Origin of the sequence: Sanguibacter antarcticus (assembly GCF_002564005.1) — a bacterium.
GTDB classification, from domain to species: Bacteria; Actinomycetota; Actinomycetes; order Actinomycetales; family Cellulomonadaceae; genus Sanguibacter; species Sanguibacter antarcticus.
Genome location: NZ_PDJG01000001.1, coordinates 2,601,972 through 2,622,182, shown reverse-complemented (window position 1 = coordinate 2,622,182; position 20,211 = coordinate 2,601,972). Strand labels below are relative to the sequence as shown.

The 20,211-nt window shown below is 68.3% G+C and carries 19 protein-coding genes; 12 read left to right on the top strand and 7 right to left on the bottom strand.

Features of this window, described 5'->3' with window-relative positions; all coding sequences use genetic code 11:
- Nucleotides 1-33: 33 nt before the first annotated feature.
- Nucleotides 34-867 carry a DeoR/GlpR family DNA-binding transcription regulator gene (locus ATL42_RS11880; RefSeq protein ID WP_098455527.1) on the bottom strand — a complete coding sequence of 278 codons (834 nt, stop codon included), beginning with the start codon at nucleotides 865-867 and terminating at the stop codon, nucleotides 34-36.
- Between the two features lie 270 nt (nucleotides 868-1,137).
- On the opposite strand from ATL42_RS11880, the gene ATL42_RS11875 reads away from it, so the two are divergent.
- The 9 genes from ATL42_RS11875 (at nucleotide 1,138) to ATL42_RS11840 (ending at nucleotide 9,262) form a co-directional block, all read left to right on the top strand.
- Nucleotides 1,138-2,418, top strand: a complete 1,281-nt coding sequence (locus ATL42_RS11875) for an ABC transporter substrate-binding protein (RefSeq protein WP_098455526.1) — start codon at nucleotides 1,138-1,140, stop codon at nucleotides 2,416-2,418.
- Between the two features lie 74 nt (nucleotides 2,419-2,492).
- On the top strand, nucleotides 2,493-3,452 hold the full coding sequence (locus ATL42_RS11870; protein WP_098455525.1) for a carbohydrate ABC transporter permease: 960 nt from the start codon (nucleotides 2,493-2,495) through the stop codon (nucleotides 3,450-3,452).
- Between the two features lies 1 nt (nucleotide 3,453).
- On the top strand, nucleotides 3,454-4,302 hold the full coding sequence (locus tag ATL42_RS11865; RefSeq protein WP_098456538.1) for a carbohydrate ABC transporter permease: 849 nt from the start codon (nucleotides 3,454-3,456) through the stop codon (nucleotides 4,300-4,302).
- 121 nt (nucleotides 4,303-4,423) lie between these two features.
- Complete coding sequence (locus tag ATL42_RS11860; protein WP_098455524.1) at nucleotides 4,424-5,281, top strand: ketose-bisphosphate aldolase; 858 nt, start codon at nucleotides 4,424-4,426, stop codon at nucleotides 5,279-5,281.
- Nucleotides 5,282-5,394: 113 nt separating this feature from the next.
- Nucleotides 5,395-5,724 (top strand): ADP-dependent glucokinase/phosphofructokinase, encoded by a 330-nt coding sequence (locus ATL42_RS16730; RefSeq protein ID WP_245862488.1) that lies wholly within the window; start codon nucleotides 5,395-5,397, stop codon nucleotides 5,722-5,724.
- Nucleotides 5,721-6,605, top strand: coding sequence for an ADP-dependent glucokinase/phosphofructokinase (locus ATL42_RS11855; protein ID WP_245862485.1), 885 nt, complete (start codon nucleotides 5,721-5,723; stop codon nucleotides 6,603-6,605). The genes ATL42_RS16730 and ATL42_RS11855 overlap by 4 nt, the downstream gene beginning before the upstream one ends.
- A gap of 75 nt (nucleotides 6,606-6,680) precedes the next feature.
- The gene (locus ATL42_RS11850) at nucleotides 6,681-7,358 is read left to right on the top strand and encodes a helix-turn-helix domain-containing protein (RefSeq protein ID WP_098455523.1); all 678 of its coding nucleotides are present in this window, start codon (nucleotides 6,681-6,683) and stop codon (nucleotides 7,356-7,358) included.
- Complete coding sequence (locus tag ATL42_RS11845; RefSeq protein ID WP_098455522.1) at nucleotides 7,355-8,170, top strand: hypothetical protein; 816 nt, start codon at nucleotides 7,355-7,357, stop codon at nucleotides 8,168-8,170. Before ATL42_RS11850 ends, ATL42_RS11845 begins: the two co-directional genes overlap by 4 nt.
- 87 nt (nucleotides 8,171-8,257) lie before the next feature.
- Nucleotides 8,258-9,262, top strand: a complete 1,005-nt coding sequence (locus tag ATL42_RS11840) for an HNH endonuclease signature motif containing protein (RefSeq protein WP_098455521.1) — start codon at nucleotides 8,258-8,260, stop codon at nucleotides 9,260-9,262.
- 9 nt (nucleotides 9,263-9,271) lie between these two features.
- Here ATL42_RS11840 and uvrA read toward each other — a convergent pair whose 3' ends face one another.
- Both uvrA and ATL42_RS11830 read right to left on the bottom strand, forming a co-directional pair.
- Nucleotides 9,272-11,779, bottom strand: a complete 2,508-nt coding sequence (gene uvrA / locus ATL42_RS11835; protein WP_098455520.1) for an excinuclease ABC subunit UvrA — start codon at nucleotides 11,777-11,779, stop codon at nucleotides 9,272-9,274.
- A gap of 50 nt (nucleotides 11,780-11,829) precedes the next feature.
- Nucleotides 11,830-12,294: an Lrp/AsnC family transcriptional regulator gene (locus ATL42_RS11830; RefSeq protein ID WP_098455519.1), complete on the bottom strand. Its 465-nt coding sequence runs from the start codon at nucleotides 12,292-12,294 to the stop codon at nucleotides 11,830-11,832.
- A 100-nt stretch (nucleotides 12,295-12,394) separates the two neighbouring features.
- Between ATL42_RS11830 and ATL42_RS11825 the strand changes: the two genes are divergently transcribed.
- Nucleotides 12,395-13,030, top strand: coding sequence for a YitT family protein (locus ATL42_RS11825; RefSeq protein ID WP_245862484.1), 636 nt, complete (start codon nucleotides 12,395-12,397; stop codon nucleotides 13,028-13,030).
- Nucleotides 13,031-13,067: 37 nt separating this feature from the next.
- On the opposite strand, the gene ATL42_RS11820 is transcribed toward ATL42_RS11825, so the two are convergent.
- Nucleotides 13,068-14,243 carry a hypothetical protein gene (locus tag ATL42_RS11820; protein ID WP_098455517.1) on the bottom strand — a complete coding sequence of 392 codons (1,176 nt, stop codon included), beginning with the start codon at nucleotides 14,241-14,243 and terminating at the stop codon, nucleotides 13,068-13,070.
- A gap of 584 nt (nucleotides 14,244-14,827) precedes the next feature.
- On the opposite strand from ATL42_RS11820, the gene ATL42_RS11815 reads away from it, so the two are divergent.
- On the top strand, nucleotides 14,828-15,097 hold the full coding sequence (locus tag ATL42_RS11815; protein ID WP_098455516.1) for a hypothetical protein: 270 nt from the start codon (nucleotides 14,828-14,830) through the stop codon (nucleotides 15,095-15,097).
- A gap of 15 nt (nucleotides 15,098-15,112) precedes the next feature.
- Here ATL42_RS11815 and ATL42_RS11810 read toward each other — a convergent pair whose 3' ends face one another.
- Complete coding sequence (locus ATL42_RS11810) at nucleotides 15,113-15,295, bottom strand: hypothetical protein (RefSeq protein ID WP_098455515.1); 183 nt, start codon at nucleotides 15,293-15,295, stop codon at nucleotides 15,113-15,115.
- Nucleotides 15,296-15,374: 79 nt separating this feature from the next.
- On the bottom strand, nucleotides 15,375-15,884 hold the full coding sequence (locus ATL42_RS11805) for a MarR family transcriptional regulator (protein ID WP_098455514.1): 510 nt from the start codon (nucleotides 15,882-15,884) through the stop codon (nucleotides 15,375-15,377).
- A gap of 126 nt (nucleotides 15,885-16,010) precedes the next feature.
- On the opposite strand from ATL42_RS11805, the gene ATL42_RS11800 reads away from it, so the two are divergent.
- Nucleotides 16,011-19,127 carry an efflux RND transporter permease subunit gene (locus ATL42_RS11800; protein WP_098455513.1) on the top strand — a complete coding sequence of 1,039 codons (3,117 nt, stop codon included), beginning with the start codon at nucleotides 16,011-16,013 and terminating at the stop codon, nucleotides 19,125-19,127.
- Nucleotides 19,128-19,144: 17 nt separating this feature from the next.
- Here the strand turns inward: ATL42_RS11800 and ATL42_RS11795 are convergent, their stop codons facing one another.
- On the bottom strand, nucleotides 19,145-20,146 hold the full coding sequence (locus ATL42_RS11795; protein WP_098456537.1) for an aldo/keto reductase: 1,002 nt from the start codon (nucleotides 20,144-20,146) through the stop codon (nucleotides 19,145-19,147).
- Between the last annotated feature and the right edge of the window lie 65 nt (nucleotides 20,147-20,211).

Here is a 20,211-nt window from a genome sequence, read left to right as displayed (position 1 = left end):
GAACGGGGTCCGGGGCGGTCTGCCGACCGCGTCTCAGGCTCCCGAGACGAGAATCTCGACCCCGTTCTCCCGCATCATCCCTGCCAGCTCCTCCGGGGGCTCGGCGTCCGTCACGAAGTAGTCCGCCCGCCCCAGGCTCGCGATCTGCGCGAACAGCCGCCTCCCGAACTTCGACGAGTCCGCGAGGATCGCGACCCGCGAGGCGCGAGCCATCATCTCGCTCATCATGGCCGCCTCCTCGAGGTTGCTCGTCGAGTACCCGGTCTCGGCTGAGACCGCTCCCACGCCCAGCAGGGCGAGGTCGCACTGGACGTCGAGGTCGTGGTGCCCGCTCGAGGAATGGAAGCTGACCGGCCCGATGGTCTTCTGGTCGGCGATGTGGACGGCTCCGCCGAAGACATAGAGCCCGCGGAAGCAGTCGGTCGACAGCTCGGGCGGCAGCCGCAGGCTGTTCGTCGCGATCGTCAGCCCGTGGTGGTCCTTGAGGGCGCGCGCGAGGGCGACGGTCGTCGTGCCGGCGTTGATCATGACGACAGAGTTGTCGTCGACGAGCGTCGCGGCGAGGCTCCCGATCTTCTCTTTCGCGTGGGCCTGGTAGCCGAGGCGCGTGTCGAAGCCGGTGTTGATCTGGGGGAGCGCGCTCTTGCTCATCGCGCCCCCGTGCGTGCGCACGAGCACGCCCTCGGCGGCGAGGTGGTCCAGGTCGCGGCGGATCGTGTCGGTCGAGACGTCGAAGCGCTCGGCGATCTCGGCGACCGTGACCTGCCCAGCCTCCGAGACGTAGGCCGCGAGCTCGGCCTTGCGGCCGGCGGGGAACCTGCGGGCGGTGCTCGCGCGGTCGGTGCCGGGGGCTGGCGTCTCAAGCATGGGAACTTTCTAGCATATTTGTGCCTCTTCTGACGCAGATCTGCGCGCTAGTGCTGGTTAGAACAGCGTAGCGCGTATCGAGAGATGCGACATGTGCAGTGTCCCGCACTGCCCTCAAGGGCGACTTTCCGGCTGAAAGTGCCCAGTTCTCGCCGTCCTCGTGTCCAGATCGACGCTTGACGGCTGCGTTCCGCCGTGGCTACGATGCCACTATTCGCGCACTAAGACGCAGAAGTCGGCGCAATCCAGCATGTGTCTGATGGGAGAACGATGAGCAACGACGCTCGAAACAAGAAGTGGTCCGCCCTCGTAGGCGCGACGACAGCAGTACTCCTCGTCGCGGGCTGCAGCGGCGGTGGCGACGACTCCACCGCGGACGGCGACGTGACGCTCGAGTTCACGCAGTGGTGGGAGCCAGAGCTGCCCGACGGCGCGCTCCGCGCACTCATGGACACCTTCGAGGCCGAGAACCCCGGCATCACTGTCGAGCTCCTCAGCGGGCCCTACGCCTCGACCAAGGAACAGGTCGTCGCAGGCTCCGCGACCGGCACCATGTCCGACGTCGTCGGCCTCGACGGCGCCTGGGTGAGCGACTTCGCCAAGCAAGGATCCCTCGCCGACATGTCCGCGCTCATGACGGACGCCGGCTACGACGAGGACCAGCTCGCCAGCCAGATCCAGATCGACGGATCGACCTACATGGTCCCCGTCATCAACTTCGTCTACCCCCTCTTCACCAACGACGGACTGCTCGCCGACGCCGGCGTCACCGCGCCGCCGTCGACCCGCAGCGAGTTCTTCGACGCGGCCGAGGCCGTGACAGCGCAGGGCGACAACACGTACGGCTGGATCCTCCCGTTGTCGATGGAAGCGCCCAACGGCATCCAGAACGACGTCATGTCCTGGGCGTGGGCCTCCGGCGGAACGATGCTCGACGACGGTCAGCCGGACCTCACCAACGACGACGTCACCAGCGCCGTCGACTACGTCCAGAGCCTGTGGGACGCCGGAGTCGTCGCACCGGGATCCCTCACCATGAAAGAGCAGGACAAGGTCGAGGAGTTCACCAACGGCCGTGCGGCCATGATGATCGACTCCCTCGCCCACATCAACCTCATCCGCGAGAGCAACCCGGACCTCAGCTTCTCGGTCTCCTCGATCCCGGCCGAGGACTCCTTCACCGGTGAGCGCGGCATCCCCTACGCCTCCTGGGGCATCGGCGTCGCCGAGAACTCGGAGCACCAGGCCGAGGCCTTCAAGCTCGTCGAGTTCCTCATGAGCGAGGAGACCAACTCGGAGCTCTCCTCCCTCGCCAACGCCTTCCCTGGGAACACCTCCGCGGTGCCGGACTTCGTCGAGGGCGACGAGCTCTTCCAGGACGCGTTCGACATCTACACGTCGGGATACCCGGCCAACGAGTTCGTCGGCCTCCCCGTGGCGGAGCAGCTCATGCGTCTGTTCGATGAGCAGCTCCAGATGACTCTCACCGGTGAGCAGTCCGTCCCGGAGATGCTCCAGGCGTCGCAGGACGCGTGGATGGCTGAGTTCTAGCCACCCAGCATGGTCTGCCAGGTCGCGCCACGACCCCCGTCGTGGCGCGACCGCTACCCCCAGAGGAGAGCGCGATGAAGCCTGCCCTCGCAGAGCGCGCCGCACCGACCGGCCACGACGTGGCCCCTCACCCCGAAGTGCGCAAGTCTCGGCGCAAGTCGTCCTTGCGGTACAAGCTCGTCCCCTACGGGTTCCTGTCGCCCACGGGCGTCTTGATGCTCGTGCTGCTCGTGGTCCCCGTCGTCATGGTCATCGGCTACTCGACCATGGACAACGTCATCACGAACAAGAACCCCGTGTTCGTGGGCCTCGCCAACTACGTGGAGATCCTCACCGACCCCACCTTCCATGTCGCGGTCCGCAACACCCTCGTGTTCACGATCACCAGCGTCGTCGCGCACCTGCTCATCGGTCTCTGTTTCGCCATGCTGCTCAACACGAAGCTCCTGGCGAACCGCATCAAGGCGATCTTCCGCGTGATCTACGTGATGCCGTGGCTCTTCACGGTCGCGATCATCGCGGTCCTGTGGCGCCTGCTGCTCAACCCCAACGGCGTCATCAACTACCTCCTGCAGGCTGCCGGGATCATCGACCAGCAGGTCCAGTGGCTCTCCTCGCCGTCGACCGCGCTGCTGGCCGTGACGTTCATCAACATCTGGGCCGGCTACCCGTTCTTCATGATCAGCCTGCTCGCCGGGCTCCAGGGCGTCCCCAAGGACCTCTACGAGGCCGCGACGGTCGACGGTGCGGGGGCCTTCAAGCAGTTCCTCAACGTCACGCTGCCTCAGATCAAGCCGATCATCGTCTCGATGGCGATGCTCGACATCATCTGGACGTCGCAGCAGTTCGCGCTCATCTGGATGACGACCGGTGGTGGCCCGCTCGACGTCACCGAGATGGTCAGCACCTACACCTACAAGCTGGCGTTCAGCCGGTACGAGTTCTCGCTCGCCTCAGCGAGCGCGGTCATCGTCCTGGTCGCCTCGATGGTCCTGGCGTTCTTCTACGCCCGTCACCAGAATGCGCGGGACTGACATGACCACCACACAGCAGATCCGTAACCGTCGCCTCCAGACGTCAGGCGTCGTCGTCGCGCTCCTCGCCGGAGCGGTCTTCGCGGGGTTCCCCGTCTTCTGGATGCTCGCGAGCTCCTTCAAGGCCAACTCGGAGATCTTCGAGTTCCCGCCCCGGATCCTCACGGACAACTTCTCGTTCGACGCGTACACGACGATCCTCACCGACCCCACCAAGGTCCGGTTCTTCATCAACAGCTACATCGTGTCGCTGTCGGTCACGGCCCTGACGCTGGTCGTCGCGCTCCTCGCGGCGTACGGCTTCAGCCGGTACCAGTTCAAGGGAAAGCGGCCGTTGAACATGCTCATCGTGAGCATCCAGGCGGTCCCGCCGATCACGTTGCTCATCCCGTTCTTCGGTCTCATGGTCACGCTCAAGCTCTACAACACGTACCAGGGCCTCATCCTCACGTACATGGTGTTCACGCTGCCGTACGCGATCATCATGATGACGGGGTACTTCAACACCCTGCCGAAAGAGCTCGACGAGGCCGTCAAGGTGGACGGCGCAGGCCCGATGACCGCGCTGTGGCGCATCCTCGTGCCGATCTCGATCCCGGCGATCGTCTCGGTGGGCATCTACACGTTCATGATCGCCTGGAACGAGTACCTCTTCGCGCTCACCCTCACGCGCACGGACGACATGCGCACGGTCCCGATCGGCATCCAGCTGCTCATGGGCCAGCACTCGTACGAGTGGAACGAGATGATGGCGATGAGCATCCTCGGGTGCATCCCGGTGCTCGTGCTCTTCCTCTTCTTCCAGCGCTACTTCATCGGCGGGCTCACCTCCGGCTCCGTGAAGAGCTGACGCCGCCCGACCAGGCAGGCCCCAGGCGCCGCTTCCGGCGCACCGCAAACCCCTATCCCTGGCGACGCCTGTGTCGTCGTCCCCTCGATCCTGTCCGCACACCCAGAAGGAGAACTCCCGCATGTTGATCAATGGTCAGGCCCTGCTCGACGTCGCGAACGCCAACGACTTCGCGGTCCCCGCCTTCAACATCAGCGACTACGCGATGATGAACGGCATCTTCGAGATCAGCGAGGAGAAGAAGTCCCCGGTCATCATCGCGATCCACCCTGACGAGCTCAGTCACATCGGCACGGACATGCTCCACTCGATCATCGCCCGCGCCCACCGCTCCACCGTCCCGGTGACGATCCACCTCGACCACGGCGCGAGCTACGAGCAGGTGCTCACAGCGATCCAGGCGGGGTTCACGTCGGTGATGATCGACGGGTCCATGCTCCCTCTCGAGGAGAACATCGCCCTCACCAAGCGGGTCGTCGAGACGGCGCACGCCGTCGGTCTCTCGGTCGAGGGCGAGCTCGGCACCATCGGCAAGCTCGACGAGGAGGCCGAGGCCGGCGGAGAGATCATCTACACGAAGCCCGACGAGGCGGTCCGGTTCGTCGCCGAGACCGGCGTCGACTCGCTCGCCATCGCGATCGGCACGAGCCACGGCCTCTACCCCTCGACGCTCAAGCCCAAGCTTCGCCTGGACCTGCTCGAGCAGATCAAGGCCAAGGTCGAGATCCCGCTCGTCCTGCACGGCGGGTCGAACAACCCTGACGACGAGATCGGTCAGGCTGTGACGATCGGCATCAACAAGATCAACATCTCGAGCGACATCAAGGCGGCCTACCACCAGAAGATGCGTGAGGTGCTCACCGACGCCGGTGCTCGCGAGCCCAACACGATCCAGCCGCCGTCCATCGCGGCGATGAAGGTCGTCGCTGCGCAGAAGATCGACCTGTTCAACGCAGCAGGCAAGGCTTCGCTGTACTGATCCGCACAGGCCCGGGCCGGAGCAGTTCCGGCCCGGGCAGCGCGGTGTCCCCGGACCGTCACCGGAGCGCACCGCTCATGAACGACAGACCAACCCTGGATGGGAGGACGACCATGAACGACTCGCTGGTGCTGGGCCTGGGCGGGACCGTCGACTACGAGATCGTCTGGGACTCCGCGGTCCTCGAAGGACTCGTCCGTGAGTACGACATCCGTGCGGCGGAGCTCTCCACGGCGGTCGCCGTCTCGACCGAGCGGGACCTCGTCGTGACGCTGCTGGCGTTCGTGCGCGACGGCGTCGGGGGAGAGCGGTTCGTCGTCTCCTCCGAGATCGTCGAGACCTTTGCCGCCCGCTTCACGCGAGCCATCACCCTCGGGGGACGTGCGTGCGCGCGGCCATCGCCATGCGTGCCCTCGGCGTCGTGTGCACGCTGCACCTGGTGAGCATCGACGACCACGTCCGGCGACTCCTGCCCGAGGGCTGCGCGTACATGTGCTCGGCCGAGCAGGACACGACCGACCCGCACCTCATCGTCCAATTCGCCGAAGGCGTGCGCGTCCAGGCGGGGGACATCGACCTGCGCTCGCCGCACCCGAACCGGATCATCTACGCCAACGACCCGCCCAACCGTGAGCTCGTCATCAGCGACGAGCTCGGCCCGGCGCTGCGCCGGGCGAGCGTGTTCATGGTCGCGGGATTCAACGTCATCCAGGACGAGGAAGTCCTCGAGGATCGCCTCGCGCGCATCCGCACCGACATCGCCGAGCTCCCCGCCGGCGCGCTCGTCTTCTACGAAGACTCCGGCTTCCACGTGCCCGGGCTCAACCTGCGCGTGCGAGACCGGCTCGTTGACGTCATCGACGTGTTCAGCATGAACGAGGACGAGCTCCAGGCCTACGTCGAGCGCCCGGTCGACCTGCTCGACGCCGACGACGTGCTCCGTGCGCTCGACGAGCTGGCGGCGATCGTCCCGGCGTCGACCACCGTGGTCCACACGAAGTACTGGTCCTTGGCGCGCGGGGTCCGGGCGGACGAGGTCCGCGCGGGGCTCGTCGGCGGCATCACCATGGCCAGCACCCGGTACGTCGTCGGCGACGGGTTCACGGCCGACGACTACGCCCGGGTCGCGACCTTGCCCGTGCATCCCGGTGGCGCCCGCGTCGCCGAGACGCTCGAGTCCGCAGGTCCACGGGGCGGTGCCGTGCCGGCGCTGGTGTGCGTGCCCGCACTCGTCCTTGACGTCGACCTCCCGACGACGGTCGGGCTGGGAGACACGTTCGTCGGTGGCTTCATCGCGGCACTGGCTCGGGGAGGCCTCGCGTGATCTCGCGCGCGAGAGGACAACAGCCGCACGCGGCTCGATAGACACAATCCTTGCTCCGCGCGTAGCATTGTGCCTATGTCTTTGCTCTCTGTCGCCGAAGCTGCCGTCGCGATGCGCGTCAGCCCGGCTCGAGTACGCCAGATGATCCTTGCCGGGAACCTCGATGCGCAGCAGGTCGCGGGCCGCTGGGTGGTCGATCCTGGTTCGCTGCGCCGCAGTGCACCGCTGCCCGGCCGACCGATGAGCGCACGGATCGCCTGGGGGCTCCTGCTCGGACCTGACCGCGAGCCCTCCGGATGGTTGCGTGCCGACGAGGCCTACCGGATACGACGTCGCATGGACAGGCTCCGCCTCGTGCCTGACGCGCTCGCGGTGGTGCGGGCATGGGTGCCGGGCAGGTCAGAGGTGCGTCATCTGCAGGCGCAAGACATCCCGGGCCTGCTGGCAGACGGGCGGGTTGTTCCCTCCGGGGTGTCTGACCCCCGCTCGGGGATGTCGGCGGCCTCGTTCGCCGAGGTATACGTGCACGCGGACGATGCCGACGACCTTCTGGTCGATCATCTCCTCGTGCCGGTGCCACGTGCTCGTGCGAACGTCAGGCTCCACGTCGCCCTCGTCCTTCCGCCGGCCCCGGTGCCCGAGCTGCTGGTGATCGCTGACCTGGCTGACGCGGACGGTCCTCGCGAGGAGGGTCGCGCGCGCGAGCTCCTCCGTGCATGGCTCGCGGCGCACCAGAACGACGGCGGCGCATGAGCGTCGTCATGCCGGTCATGACTGATGCCCAGACCGTCGGCTGGCACGCTGTACTTGACCTCTACGACCGCAAGCCGACGGGATGGACTCTCGTCGGCGGGCAGATGGTGCACCTGCACTGCGCCGAGCGGGGAGCCAGTCCGACGAGACCCACCGACGACATCGACACGGTTCTTGACGTTCGTGCTGAGCCGCAGGTGCTGTGGAACGTCACCAGCATGCTGGCTGGGTTGGGGTTCACTTCGGCAGGAGAGAGCTGGCAGGGGCATCAGCAACGTTGGGTGAGCGGAGAGGCGGTCATCGACATACTCATCCCGCGCCATCTCGGCGAGCGGGCGAGCTCTCGACGTGGGGTCGGCGGCGGCACGACGCTCGAGACCAAGGCCGCTCAACAAGCCTTGGATCGCACCGAGGATGTCGTAGTCGAGGTTGCGGGACGCACCGGCACGGTGCGTCGCCCCTCCTTGCTGGGCAGCCTCGTGGCGAAGTCTGCTGCATTCACGATCCCACTCGACACAGGAAGGGATCGTCACCTCGCGGACCTGGCTGTTCTCCTGACGCTCGTCGTACCGGCCGACCGGCTCCAAGACGCGACGGCGCGCGACCTTCGCTACCTCGATACGGCGCTCAGCACACTGGCGCAGACTCCGAGGATCCTCGGAGCAGTGTCCGGAGCAGACGATGGCCTTGCACGGGCGCGTCTGGCGCTGTCTCGGGCAGGCAGCCGTCCGACGGTCCAGCAGCCGAGGGCGGACACGACGTCGCGCGGGGGCTTCGGTCAGCTTCCAGGGCAGGCGCGGAACAACCGATAGCGCGCACCCTGTCCAGCCTCAGGCCATCGGCTCCCATCCTGCCGTGTTCGCTGTCGTTCCTTGAGACACCGTGCCAAGCTGTCTCCTATGGAGAGCAGTCGTCCCGAGCACGCATGGTTGTTGATGGCGGCTGGGGACAACCGCGGACACGGTGGCAACTCTGGGTATGACGACCAGGTCGACGCTTATTACTCCTGGGACAGCAACGTTCCGAACCACAAGAAGCTGGCCGTCGGGGATCCGATCGCCCTGTGGGACAAGACGCGATTGCTCGGCGTCTCGGTCATCGAGGAGATTGAGACGTCGCGTGGTCAGAAGACGCTCAGTCGCTGCCCACACTGCGCCACGACTCGGATCTCTCGACGTAAGAGGGCCACACCGCAGTTCCGTTGCATGAAATGCCATCACGAGTTTGAGGTCCCGCGTGCCGAGACCATCGAGGTGCAGCACTACAAGGCCCGGTACGACGCGGCATGGACATCGCTCGACGGGATCCTGGACGAGAGCGAGACCCGGTCCTTCGCGGTCAACGCAGGAGACATCAATGCCATGCGTCCGCTCGATTGGGTTCCGTTCCGTGAGGCGCTTGCCATGAAAGGAGCTGGCCGCGCAGGTGATCGTGTGGCCGCGCGCATCGACTTCGGCTGGCAGGACAAGGCAATCTCTCTTGTCGATTCTCCGCAGGGTTTCAACCATGCGCTCGTTCGCGTGCGCAGAGGACAACAACAGTTTCGTGAACAGATCCTCGCAGCGCAGGGGAACATGTGCGCTTTCACGGGTGGTGCTCCTCCACGAGTCTTGGAAGCGGGGCACCTGTACAGCTACGCGCAGCTGGGTACGCACTTCAACCATGGCGGCCTGATGCTGCGGCGGGACATTCATCGGTTGTTCGACGACGGGCTGCTCGCGGTGGAGCCCTCGACCCACCGCATCGACGTTGCGCCGAGTCTTGCCGACTATCCCCAGTACGCGCGGCTCCACGACCAACCGATGACTCTGCGGCTCCGGGAGGAACAGGTCGGATGGTTGGCGATCCACTGGGAAGAGCACCGGCAGGACATCCAGCGGCGGGTCAGAGAACACGCGAGATGACCGGCGAGGCTAGCCGCCCACAGCGCGCTCAGCATCGTCGCCGTCAGCCCCACGACCCGCCAGCCGCGCCGCCAGGTACGGCCCCGTGACGCTCCCTACCGCCCCGGCGACCTCCTCCGGCGTGCCGGTAGCGACCACGCGACCACCCTGGTCCCCGCCGCCGGGCCCCAGGTCGATGACCCAGTCCGCACTGACGATCGTGTCGAGGTCGTGCTCCACGAGCACCACGGTGTTGCCCGCGTCGACCAGGCGGTGCAGCTGACGCAGGAGCAGGGCGATGTCGGCGGGGTGGAGGCCGGCGGTCGGTTCGTCGAGCAGGTAGAGCGCGTGACCGCGGTGGGCCCGTTGCAGCTCGGTCGCCAGCTTGATCCGCTGCGCCTCGCCGCCGCTCAGCTCCGTGGCGGGCTGGCCCAGGCGGAGATAGCCCAGCCCGACGTCGCGCAACGTGGCCAGGCTGCGTGCCGCGGACGGCACCTCGGCGAGGAAGTCGGCAGCCTCGTCGACCGAGAGCGCGAGCACGTCAGCGATCGTCTTGCCACGGTGCTCGATCTCGAGGGTCTCCGCGTTGTAGCGCGCCCCGTGGCACGTGGGGCACGGCGCGTACGTCCCGGGCAGGAAGAGCAGCTCGACCGAGACCGACCCCTCGCCCTGGCACGTCTCGCAGCGTCCCTCCGCGACGTTGAACGAGAAGCGGCCGGCGCCGTAGCCGCGCTCGCGCGCCTCAGGGGTTGCGGCGTAGAGCTTGCGGACCGCGTCGAACAAGCCCGTGTAGGTCGCCAGGTTGGACCGGGGCGTGCGGCCGATCGGGCGCTGGTCCACGCGCACGAGCCGGTCGAAGGCCTCCAGCCCGGTGGCGTCGTCGACATCGATCTCCAGGTCGTCGTCCTCCGCGTCGTCAGGCGCCTGGCCGAGGTGGCGTCGCACCAGCTCCGCGAGCACCTGCGTGACGAGCGTCGACTTGCCCGACCCCGACACCCCGGTCACCGCCGTCAGCACGCACAGCGGCACGTCGACCGAGACGTCGTCGAGGTTGTGCCGGCTGACCCCGTGCAGGTGCAACCAGCCGTGAGGCGTGCGCAGGGGCCGTTCGAGAGGCTCTGCACGACCGAAGAGATACTGTCCCGTGACCGACCCCTCAGCGTGCTCGAGCCCCGCGACCGGCCCGGAGTAGAGCACCTGCCCACCGTGCTCTCCGGCACCTGGACCGATGTCGACGACCCAGTCGGCCCGCCGCACGATGTCGAGGTCGTGCTCCACGACGAACAGCGAGTTCCCCGCGCCCTTGAGCGACTCGAGCACGTCGAGCAACGGCGCGGCGTCTGCAGGGTGCAGGCCCGCGGACGGCTCGTCGAGCACGTAGACGACCCCGAAGAGGCCCGAGCGCAGCTGGGTGGCGATCCGCAGGCGCTGCGCCTCCCCGGGCGAGAGCGTCGTCGAGCTGCGCCCGAGCGAGAGATAGCCCAGCCCCAGCCGGAGCAGCACCTCGACCCGCGCGACGAGATCGGCGCAGAGGCGGACCGCGACCTCGGTCGCCTCGCCGGAAGCAGCCGACGACGTCGCGGCGCCCGCCTCGGTGAGCTCAGCCACCGGGCGCAGCAGCGTGACCAGCTCGGTGAACGACAACGCGTTGACCTCCGCGATGTCCAGCCCGCGGAAGGTGACCGTCAGCGAGTCCGGCTGCAGCCCGGTGCCTCGGCAGACCGAGCACTCGGCGGTGCGGACGAAGCGCATCGCCTTGTCACGCATCATCTGGCTCTTCGAGGTCGCCAGAACATGGTGGACGTGCGCGCGGGCGCTCCAGAAGAGCCCGTAGTACCCGTAGTCGATGCGGTCGCGCTCCGGTTTGATGAGGACCTTCGGCTGCTCGTCGGTGAACAGCAGCCACGTGCGGTCCTCGGGCGTGAGCGAGCGCCACGGAGCATCGACGTCGATGCCCAGGCCCGCGACGATGCTGCGCAGGTTGGCGCCCTGCCAGGCGCCCGGCCACGCCGCGATCGCACCCTCGCGGATGCTCAGCGACGTGTCCGGCACCAGCAGGTCCTCGCTGACGTCGTGCTCCTCGCCCAGGCCCTGGCAGCGCGGGCACGCGCCGGCCGCAGTGTTCGGCGAGAACGCCTCCGCCCCCAGCCGCGCTGCACCGTCCGGGTAGGTTCCGGCGCGCGAGTAGAGCATCCGCACGAGGTTCGACAGCGTCGTCAGCGTGCCGACGCTCGAGCGAGAGGTCGGTGCGCCGCGGCGCTGCTGCAACGCCACCGCCGGCGGCAGGCCGGTGATCTCCTGGACGTGCGGAGCACCCACCTGCTGCAACAACCGACGTGCGTACGGAGCGACCGACTCGAAGTAGCGGCGCTGCGCCTCGGCGTAGAGCGTGCCGAAGGCCAGCGACGACTTGCCAGAGCCGGAGACGCCGGTGAACGCGACCATCGCGTCCCGGGGCAGGTCGACGTCGATCGTCTTGAGGTTGTGCTCGCTGGCTCCGCGGACATGGACGAAGGAGTCGTTCGGGTCGTGGGCCACCACCCGAACGTAACCGCTCCCATGTCAACCCGCAGGGCCGCGGACGCACCTCACACGAGCGAGCGCAGCAACGGTCCCATCCGTGACGGGAGCTCCTCGGCGAGCACGATCGTCGTGCTGGAGCGGGCGATCCCGTCGATCGTGAGCATCGCGCTCGTCACCGTGTAGAGGTGCTGGGTGTCGCGCGCGACGACGCGTGCGATGAGGTCGCCCTCGCCGGAGATCGCGTGCATCTCCACGATCTCCGGGATGCGGGCCAGCCCCGCGACGGCGTCCTCGCGCGACGCCTGGCTGATCGACAGCGTGACGAACGCGAGGAGCTCGTACCCGAGCGCACGCGGGTCGAGACGCCGGCTCGGCGCGCGCAGCGCCCCGGACTCCTCGAGCCGTCGCAGCCGCGCGTGCACCGTGTTGCGGGCTGCTCCCAGCTCCCGCGAGAGGCCGAGCGTCGTCGCGTCCGGGTCGTCGTCGAGCGCGAGAAGGATACGGGCGTCGAGGGCGTCGATCGGTGTCATGCTGAGCACGTTACGCCCGCGCGGTGATCTGAGTGCGCACTATGCGCAACCGACGGCCGCTCTGTTGTGCATGGCGAGCGTCTGGCCGCACGCTACACCGGTGACAACTACCAGCCCCGCGCGGCCAGCCGCACCACCCGTCCCCGCGCGACCGCACCGTCCGAGCGAGGACGTCGTGGCGCTCCTCGTCGGTGCGACGGCGCTGTCTTTCGGGCTCATGCTCCTCAAAGACGTCGGTGGTGTCTCCGGTGGTCTCGCCGGGATCGCCTTCCTCATCACCTACTCGACGGGCTGGAGCTTCAGCATCGTCTTCTTCCTCATCAACCTGCCGTTCTACGTCCTGGCCGTGGTGCGGATGGGGTGGGTGTTCACGCTCAAGACGTTCACCGTCGTCGGTCTCATCTCCGTGCTCACCGAGGCGCACGCAGCCAACATCACCATCACGTTCATCACGCCGTTCTATGCGTGCGCGATGGGCGGGATGTTCATGGGCCTGGCCTTCATCGTGCTCTTCCGTCACCGCGCCAGCGCCGGCGGCCTCGGCATCTTCGTCCTCTTCGTCCAAGAACGGTTCGGGCTCAGCGCCGGGCTCGTCCAGCTCTGCTTCGACGCAGTCATCGTGCTTGCCGCACTCCTCGTCGTCGACGCCCAGGTGGTGCTCGCCTCGGTGCTCGGGGTGGTCGTGCTCAACGTCATCCTCGCCATGAACCACCGGCCCGGACGCTACCTCGCCTGAGGTCGACGGCGAGTTCGGCGGCGTCGCGGGTCGGGTCTCAGCAGTCGTCCGGCCGAGCCGTTCTCAGGTGCTCCAGGAGCGCTTGCGTGACGACCTGCTGCGCCGGGGCTGCGGCGCACGAGCCTGACGAGATCTCCGCGACGAACGTCCCCTCGACCTGGATCCACAGCCGGGTGCCGTGCTCCGAGGCGGCGACGAGCTCGGCGAACCCGACGGCGTCGTCCCAGGAGGGGCCGCCGACGAAGGCGTCGCTCGCGGCGTCGGAGCCGTCCGGGCCGTCGAGGCCCTCTCCGGCCGGGAACGTGACGAGGAGCGTGGCTGCGGGATCGACCCCCGTCCCGGTCCGAAGCCACAGCCCCGGCGTGCGAGGGCTGCTCGACGCGAGCGCGGCGGCACCTCGCCACAGCTCGAGAACCCGAGCATCGGGGCGGCTCCCGAGCGTATCGAGCGCATACCGCGACGTGTCGTCACCAGGGGAGCCGACGGTGCTGACCGACCACGTCCACCGGCCAGCGGGAGGCGTTGCCGAAGCGGCTTCGTCGATCCGGTCGGCCAGGTCCGTCGGCGTCGCGACGGTCGCCCGCGGAACGTCGACGAACAGCGAGCTCGTCGTCTCGTCGACGTAGGAGGAGACCCCGACCGTGACAGGGCCGAGCACCTCGCGGAGCATCGCCCAGTACGCGACGTGGGCGGCGGTCTGCTCCTCGGCGAGGTGCCAGCCGCTGAAGGAGAGAGACGCCTGCGCGTCCGACGCATCGACCTCAGCATCGACCTCAGCATCGTCGGCCGCGACGATCTCGATACCCGTCTGGACCGCGTCGTCCCCGAGAGGTGAGTCGCGCCAGCGCTGCTGACAGGCGACCAGTGCTGCTGAGAGGTCCGAGGTGCTCGTCCCAGTGTCCACGCGGACAGTGACGAGAAAGGTCCGCCCCGACGAGAAGGGGCTGGAGGAGTACGAGACGTCCACGACGCTCACCCCGGGAGCCGCACCCAGGATGTCGTCGATGTCCCGCGCCGCCACCGACCTGCGTGCCTCGGTGACCAGGAACAACCCGACGACCACCGCACCCGCAGCGAGCACGACGACGAGCGCCGCGACGATGCCGATCAACCACGGCCGGCTCCGGGGGCGTCGGCGCACCGGGGCCGACGCCACCTCAGATCCAGGCGCACCCACCGAGGCGGCAGGCAGGAACGCGGGGCGATCAGACATGCGACGCCTCTCGACGACGGCCAGGACCCCATCAGCGTAGAGGCCTCGAGAGGCGCCCTCCGAGGAGGACTCGCGGTCTCAGGCGCTCAGCGAGAGGAGCGCTGTGAGCGCGAGCACCGCGGCCTGGGTCGCGCGGCGTGGAGCAGAGGCAGGACGGTGGCGCGTGGGCATAGGAGGCTCCGTAGTCGGGCGGGTGAAAAAACTTCACCCACTGTGACCCCGGCGCAGCCTTGCCGCCATGGGGAGAAGTGCCCGCACGTCCTCCGCGGACTCACGAGCGGGCTCCATCAGCTCGGCTTCCGTGACGAAGTCGTCCCAGCCACGCAGGTCAGGGCTCAGCACGCGTTCGGCTGCGCCGTTCTCAGCCGTTCAGCTCGAGGAAGGCCTTGAGCACGCGCACCGCTGCTCGGACGATACGGCGGGGAACGGAGGTGAAACGGCGGCGCCTGGACATGGGGGCTCCGTTGTCGGGTTGGCAGATGCTCCACCTACTCTGACGACGAGGTCGCCCTGCCGCCATGGGGAGAAGTGCCCGCAGACGCTCAGATACTGCGCTCGGCGTGTCGTGGAGGTGAGTGCAGCCCATGGACACCCTGGTCGAGGCGGCCCTGCGGCTGCGCATCATCGACGGGGTCCAGTACCGGGCCTCTGACCAGAACATGATGGGCATCACGCCCGACTGTGGCGTCGAGATCGACAGCGACCTTCCTGCTGAGACCGACGGCCCCGTGCTCAAGCACGGTCTCCAGGAGATGCACGGGCGCACCATCTCGACGTCGCAACGCTCCGCCGACCGGCCAGACCGGGAGCTGCTCGCGTGGCGCTACGAGAAGATGGCCGCGCGTCGGGGGTGAGGTGGCGGACCAGCGTCAGTGCTTCGCGGTCGCCCCACGCTTCGCCGTGAGAGAGTCGAGCGTCTGCGAGAGGCTCGTCGCCTGGCCGTGGTTGTTCTTCACGGACTGGTCGGAGATGCGTCGGCCGATGGCGCGCGCGATGCAGGCGACGACGCTCACGACGATGATCGAGCGGAGCCTGGAGGCGAGGTGCTTCACGGTGTCACGTCCTTGGGTGCGATGGCGGTGGGCGTCTCCCAGTCTGCGACGAACGGGCAGGTCGCGCGCGTCGGACGGGTCAGGAGGGAGTCTCTGACGTCTCGTCGCGTGTTGCTGCCCGGGTCGCGTGCACGAGTGCTTGGACGCCCTGGTTGAGGGCCCTGAGGTCGTCGAGCGCGAGGAGCGCGACGGGGGCGTGGTCGACCTGGGGCTGGGCGACGAGCAGGCGTCGGATGATGTTCCGGCCCTCCGTCGTCGCGAGGATGCGCCGCACCCGGTGGTCTGTGGGGTCCTCGGTGCGGGTCGCCATGCCGTGCGTCGTGAGGCGGTCGAGGATCCCGGACATCGTGGCGAGGGAGACGTTGAGCGTGGTGGCCAGCCCGTGGACGGTGTTGTCGTCGGTCTCGGTGACGAGGACTGCGAGGACCTTGAGCTGCTGCATCGTCAGCGGGATCGTCATGAGCTCTTCGGCCATCCGGGGCATGACGGTGGTCTCCAGCTCACACTGGGCCTCGAAGAGCTGCTTGATGATGTCGGCGCGCTCGTCGGCGTGATCGTCGTCGCGGGCGGCGGTGTCCACGGGTGCCATGCGTCTGTTCTCCCGGTTCGGGTCGACCTGTCGGCGATCCGCGTTGACAGGTTACTTAGCCTCACACTAACGTTTGTGTGACGCTAAGTACTTACGCTAGCAGCCCCTACACCCCTGGTGGTCCCCATGTTTCGCCTCACCCGACTGAGCCTGGCCAACAGGGCGCTCGTCGCCCTGGTCACGCTCATGATCGCCGGGCTCGGTCTCTACTCGATGACGAGCCTCAAGCAAGAGCTCATCCCCTCGATCGACCTTCCCCAGGCCACGGTGATCACCACGCTGCCAGGCGGCAGCCCCGAGGTGATCGACGAGCAGATCAGCGCCCCGCTCTCCCAGGCGATCACGGCCGTCCCGGACGTCGAGCAGGTCGTCGCCAGCTCCTCCGGGTCCCTCTCGATGATCACGGTCAACTACGCGTTCGGCACCGACTCCGTCGAGTTCACGCGAGCGCTGGAGTCCGCTCTCGACTCCGTCACGTCGCTCCCGGCCGACGCCACCCCCGAGGTCCTCTCCGGCGGCTTCTCCGAGTTCCCCATCATGTTCATCACCGCATCCTCCGGCGGCTCGACGACCGACCTCTCCGCCCGGCTCGCCGCCGTGGCCGTCCCGCAGCTCGAAGCCGTCGACGGCGTCCGCGCCGCGACCGTCTCCGGCGCGCAGACCGAACGCATCGTCATCTCCCCGCGGATGGCCGACCTCGCTGCCGCAGGCGTCTCCGTCACGGACATCAGCGCCGCGCTCGACGCCAACGGGCTCACGCTCCCGGTCGGGAGCATCGCCGAGGACGGCGAAGAGCTCTCCGTCCAGGCAGGCTCCCCGCTCACGACGCTCGACGACCTCGCGGCCCTCCCGCTCGCGTCGGCCACGACGCCCGGCGCCGTCGTCGCGCTCGGCAGCATCGCCGACGTCTCGCTCGTCCCCTCCGAGATCACCTCGATCACGCGCACGAACGGCGTCGAGAGCCTCTCGCTCTCCATCACCGCCACGACCGACGCCGACCTCGTGACCGTCTCCCACGGCGTCGACGACGTCCTCGCGTCGCTCGCGACCGAGCTCGACGACGTCGAGCTCAACGTCCTGTTCAGCCAGGCGCCGTTCATCGAAGAGTCCATCAACCACCTCGCCATCGAGGGGTTGCTCGGCCTCGTCTTCGCCGTCGTCGTCATCCTCGTCTTCCTCATGTCCGTGCGCTCGACGCTCGTGACCGCCATCTCCATCCCGCTGTCCGTGCTCGTGACGTTCGTCGGCCTGTACCTCGGCGGCTACACGCTCAACATGCTCACGCTCGGTGCGCTGACCATCGCCATCGGACGCGTCGTCGACGACTCCATCGTCGTCATCGAGAACATCAAGCGACACCTCAGCTACGGCGAGCCCAAGACGGCCTCGATCCTCACCGGTGTCCGCGAGGTCGCCGGCGCCATCACCGCCTCCACGCTCACCACCATCGCCGTCTTCCTGCCCATCGCTCTGGTGAGCGGCACCGTCGGCGAGCTCTTCCGGCCCTTCGCGATCACCGTCGCGATCGCCATGCTCTCCTCGCTCGTCGTGGCACTGACGATCGTCCCCGTGCTCTCCTACTGGTTCCTCGGGACGACGGCCAACGCCACCGCGACGACCACCGCCGACCCGGCCGCCGCCGCGCTGGCCGCGCAGGCGCGCGCCGACGCCGAGGAGAAAGAGCACAACGGTCCGCTGCAGCGCGCGTACAAGCCCGTGCTGCGCTCCACCCAGCGCCACCCGGTCATCACGCTCGTCGCCTCGGTGCTCCTCCTCGTCGTCACCGTCTCCCTCGTGCCGCTCCTCAAGGTCGACTTCCTCGGCAGCACCGGGCAGAACTCGCTCTCGATCACGCAGGAGTTCGAGCCCGGCACCGACCTCGACGCCGTGAGCGAGGGCGCCACGAAGGTCGAGGACGCCCTCGCGGACATCGACGGGATCGACGCCGTCATGATGACGGCAGGCTCCGGCGGCGACGGCCTCGCCGCGATGCTCGGCGGAGGCGGCGGCACCGCGTCGTTCATCGTCACGACCGACGAGGACGCCGACCAGGTCGCGCTCAAGGACACCGTCCGTGACGCCATGGCCGCGCTCACCGACGCCGGGACCATCACGTTGCCCGACAACGGCGGCGGGTTCTCCTCGACCGTCGACATCATCGTCGAGGCCGGGGACGACGCGTCCCTCGCCGAGGCCGCCGACCAGGTCCTCACCGCCGTCCAGGACGTCGACGACGCCACCGAGGTCGGCTCCGACCGCGCCGCCGAGCAGCCCACGCTGCAGATCGTCGTCGACCGGACCGCAGCCCTCGAGCGCGGACTCACCGAGATGCAGGTCGTCGGGATCGTCGCCGGCACCCTGTCGCCGCAGAGCGTCGGAGACCTGCGGATCGAGAACACCGAGTACCAGATCTTCGTCGACACCGGCGCGACGCCGACCACGACGGCCGAGATCGAGCAGATGGTCCTGCCCAGCGCGGCCGGCATGCTCGCCCTCTCCGACGTCGCGTCCGTCGAGCGCGTCGAGGTCCCCACGACCATCGCCCGCCAGGGTGGCGAGCTCGTCGCGACCATCTCCCTGACACCCGTCGAGGGCGAGCTCGGGGCGCTCACCGCAGACGTCCAAGAACGACTCGACGCCCTCGACCTGCCGAGCGGGGCGAGCGCCTCCCTCGGAGGCGTCGCCGAGCTCCAGGGCGACTCGTTCCGGCAGCTGGGCCTCGCGATGCTCGTCGCGATCGCGATCGTCTACCTGCTCATGGTCGGGACGTTCCGGTCGCTCGTGCAGCCGCTCATCCTGCTCGTGTCCATCCCGTTCGCAGCCACCGGGGCGATCCTGCTCCTCCTGGCCTCAGGCACCCCGCTCGGCGTCTCCGCGCTCATCGGGATGCTCATGCTCATCGGGATCGTCGTGACCAACGCGATCGTGCTTATCGACCTCGTCAACCAGTACCGGGCACAAGGGCAGAGCGTCGAGGACGCCGTGTTCAACGGTGCCCGCCAACGTCTGCGGCCCATCGTCATGACCGCGCTCGCCACGATCTTCGCGCTCATCCCCATGGCGCTCGGGATCATGGGCTCGGCCGGGTTCATCTCCCAGGACCTCGCGATCGTCGTCATCGGCGGGCTCGTCTCCTCGACCGCCCTGACGCTCGTCCTCGTCCCGGTGCTCTACCGCCTCGTCGAGGGGCGCCGCACGCGGCGCACCCCCGACGAGGCGGACAGCCCGGCCCTGGTGGGCTAGCGAACCGGGCTGGCGAGCTAGGCGTCGATCGACGTCATGTCGCCGTAGCGGGCCCCCGCGACCGCATCGCGGGGGACCGCTACCTCGAGCGTGGCCAGGTCCTCAGGAGTCAGCGTCACCGCGGCGGCCGCCGCGTTCTCCTCGACGTAGCGCACCCGACGCGTGCCGGGGATCGGCACCACCTCGTCGCCCTGCGCGAGGACCCAGGCCAGCGCCAGCTGTCCGGGAGTGAGCCCCTTCGACTCGGCGATCGCCGTGATCTTCGCGACGAGCGCCATGTTCGCGTCGTACGCGTCGCCGTGGAAACGCGGGAAGTACGGAGAGAGGCGGGAGTCGCTCGGGTCGAGCGACTCAGGAGCCACCGCACCCGTGAGCAGCCCGCGGCCCAGCGGCGAGTAGGGCACGAGGCCGATCCCGAGCTCGCGCAGCGTCGGCAGGATCTCGTCCTCGATGTCACGCGTGAAGAGCGAGTACTCCGTCTGCAGGGCCGTGATCGTGTGCGTCGCGTGCGCCCGGCGAATCGTCGACGCGGACGCCTCCGACAGCCCGAGGTGGCGCACCTTGCCCGCCGCGACGAGCTCGGCCATCGCGCCGACCGTCTCCTCGATCGGGACCGTCTTGTCCACGCGGTGCTGGTAGTACAGGTCGATGTGGTCGACGCCCAGGCGCTCGAGCGACGCGTCGCACGCCGCCCGCACGTACTCCGGACGTCCGTTGATGCCGAGGCGCGTGCCGTCGGGCAGCCGCTCGTTGCCGAACTTCGTCGCCAGCTGGACCTCGTCGCGGCGCCCGGCGATCGCCCGGCCGACGAGCTTTTCGTTCGTGAACGGCCCGTACATGTCAGCGGTGTCGATGAACGTCACGCCGAGGTCGAGCGCCCGGTGGATCGTCTCGATCGCACCCGCCTCGTCGCTCGTGCCGTAGAACTCCGACATGCCCATGCAGCCGAGCCCGAGGGTGGACACGGTCAGGGGCGAGGCCGTTCCGAGGATGCGTGTTCCGATGTTCTGTTTCGTCATGCGACCAGTCAACACCCGGATCTGAGATCGCACCTGGGCGGCCGTCCGCACGCACGTGCGCACGA

Coding starts and splice junctions, on each gene's coding strand:
- ATL42_RS11800 (WP_098455513.1), top strand. CDS start 16,011: ATGTTTCGCCTCACCCGACTGAGCCTGGCCAACAGGGCGCTCGTCGCC.
- ATL42_RS11860 (WP_098455524.1), top strand. CDS start 4,424: ATGTTGATCAATGGTCAGGCCCTGCTCGACGTCGCGAACGCCAACGAC.
- ATL42_RS11870 (WP_098455525.1), top strand. CDS start 2,493: ATGAAGCCTGCCCTCGCAGAGCGCGCCGCACCGACCGGCCACGACGTG.
- ATL42_RS11880 (WP_098455527.1), bottom strand. CDS start 867: ATGCTTGAGACGCCAGCCCCCGGCACCGACCGCGCGAGCACCGCCCGC.
- ATL42_RS11845 (WP_098455522.1), top strand. CDS start 7,355: ATGAGCGTCGTCATGCCGGTCATGACTGATGCCCAGACCGTCGGCTGG.
- ATL42_RS11875 (WP_098455526.1), top strand. CDS start 1,138: ATGAGCAACGACGCTCGAAACAAGAAGTGGTCCGCCCTCGTAGGCGCG.
- ATL42_RS11820 (WP_098455517.1), bottom strand. CDS start 14,243: ATGTCTGATCGCCCCGCGTTCCTGCCTGCCGCCTCGGTGGGTGCGCCT.
- ATL42_RS11830 (WP_098455519.1), bottom strand. CDS start 12,294: ATGACACCGATCGACGCCCTCGACGCCCGTATCCTTCTCGCGCTCGAC.
- ATL42_RS16730 (WP_245862488.1), top strand. CDS start 5,395: ATGAACGACTCGCTGGTGCTGGGCCTGGGCGGGACCGTCGACTACGAG.
- ATL42_RS11865 (WP_098456538.1), top strand. CDS start 3,454: ATGACCACCACACAGCAGATCCGTAACCGTCGCCTCCAGACGTCAGGC.
- ATL42_RS11840 (WP_098455521.1), top strand. CDS start 8,258: ATGGAGAGCAGTCGTCCCGAGCACGCATGGTTGTTGATGGCGGCTGGG.
- ATL42_RS11795 (WP_098456537.1), bottom strand. CDS start 20,146: ATGACGAAACAGAACATCGGAACACGCATCCTCGGAACGGCCTCGCCC.
- ATL42_RS11850 (WP_098455523.1), top strand. CDS start 6,681: ATGTCTTTGCTCTCTGTCGCCGAAGCTGCCGTCGCGATGCGCGTCAGC.
- ATL42_RS11815 (WP_098455516.1), top strand. CDS start 14,828: ATGGACACCCTGGTCGAGGCGGCCCTGCGGCTGCGCATCATCGACGGG.
- ATL42_RS11805 (WP_098455514.1), bottom strand. CDS start 15,884: ATGGCACCCGTGGACACCGCCGCCCGCGACGACGATCACGCCGACGAG.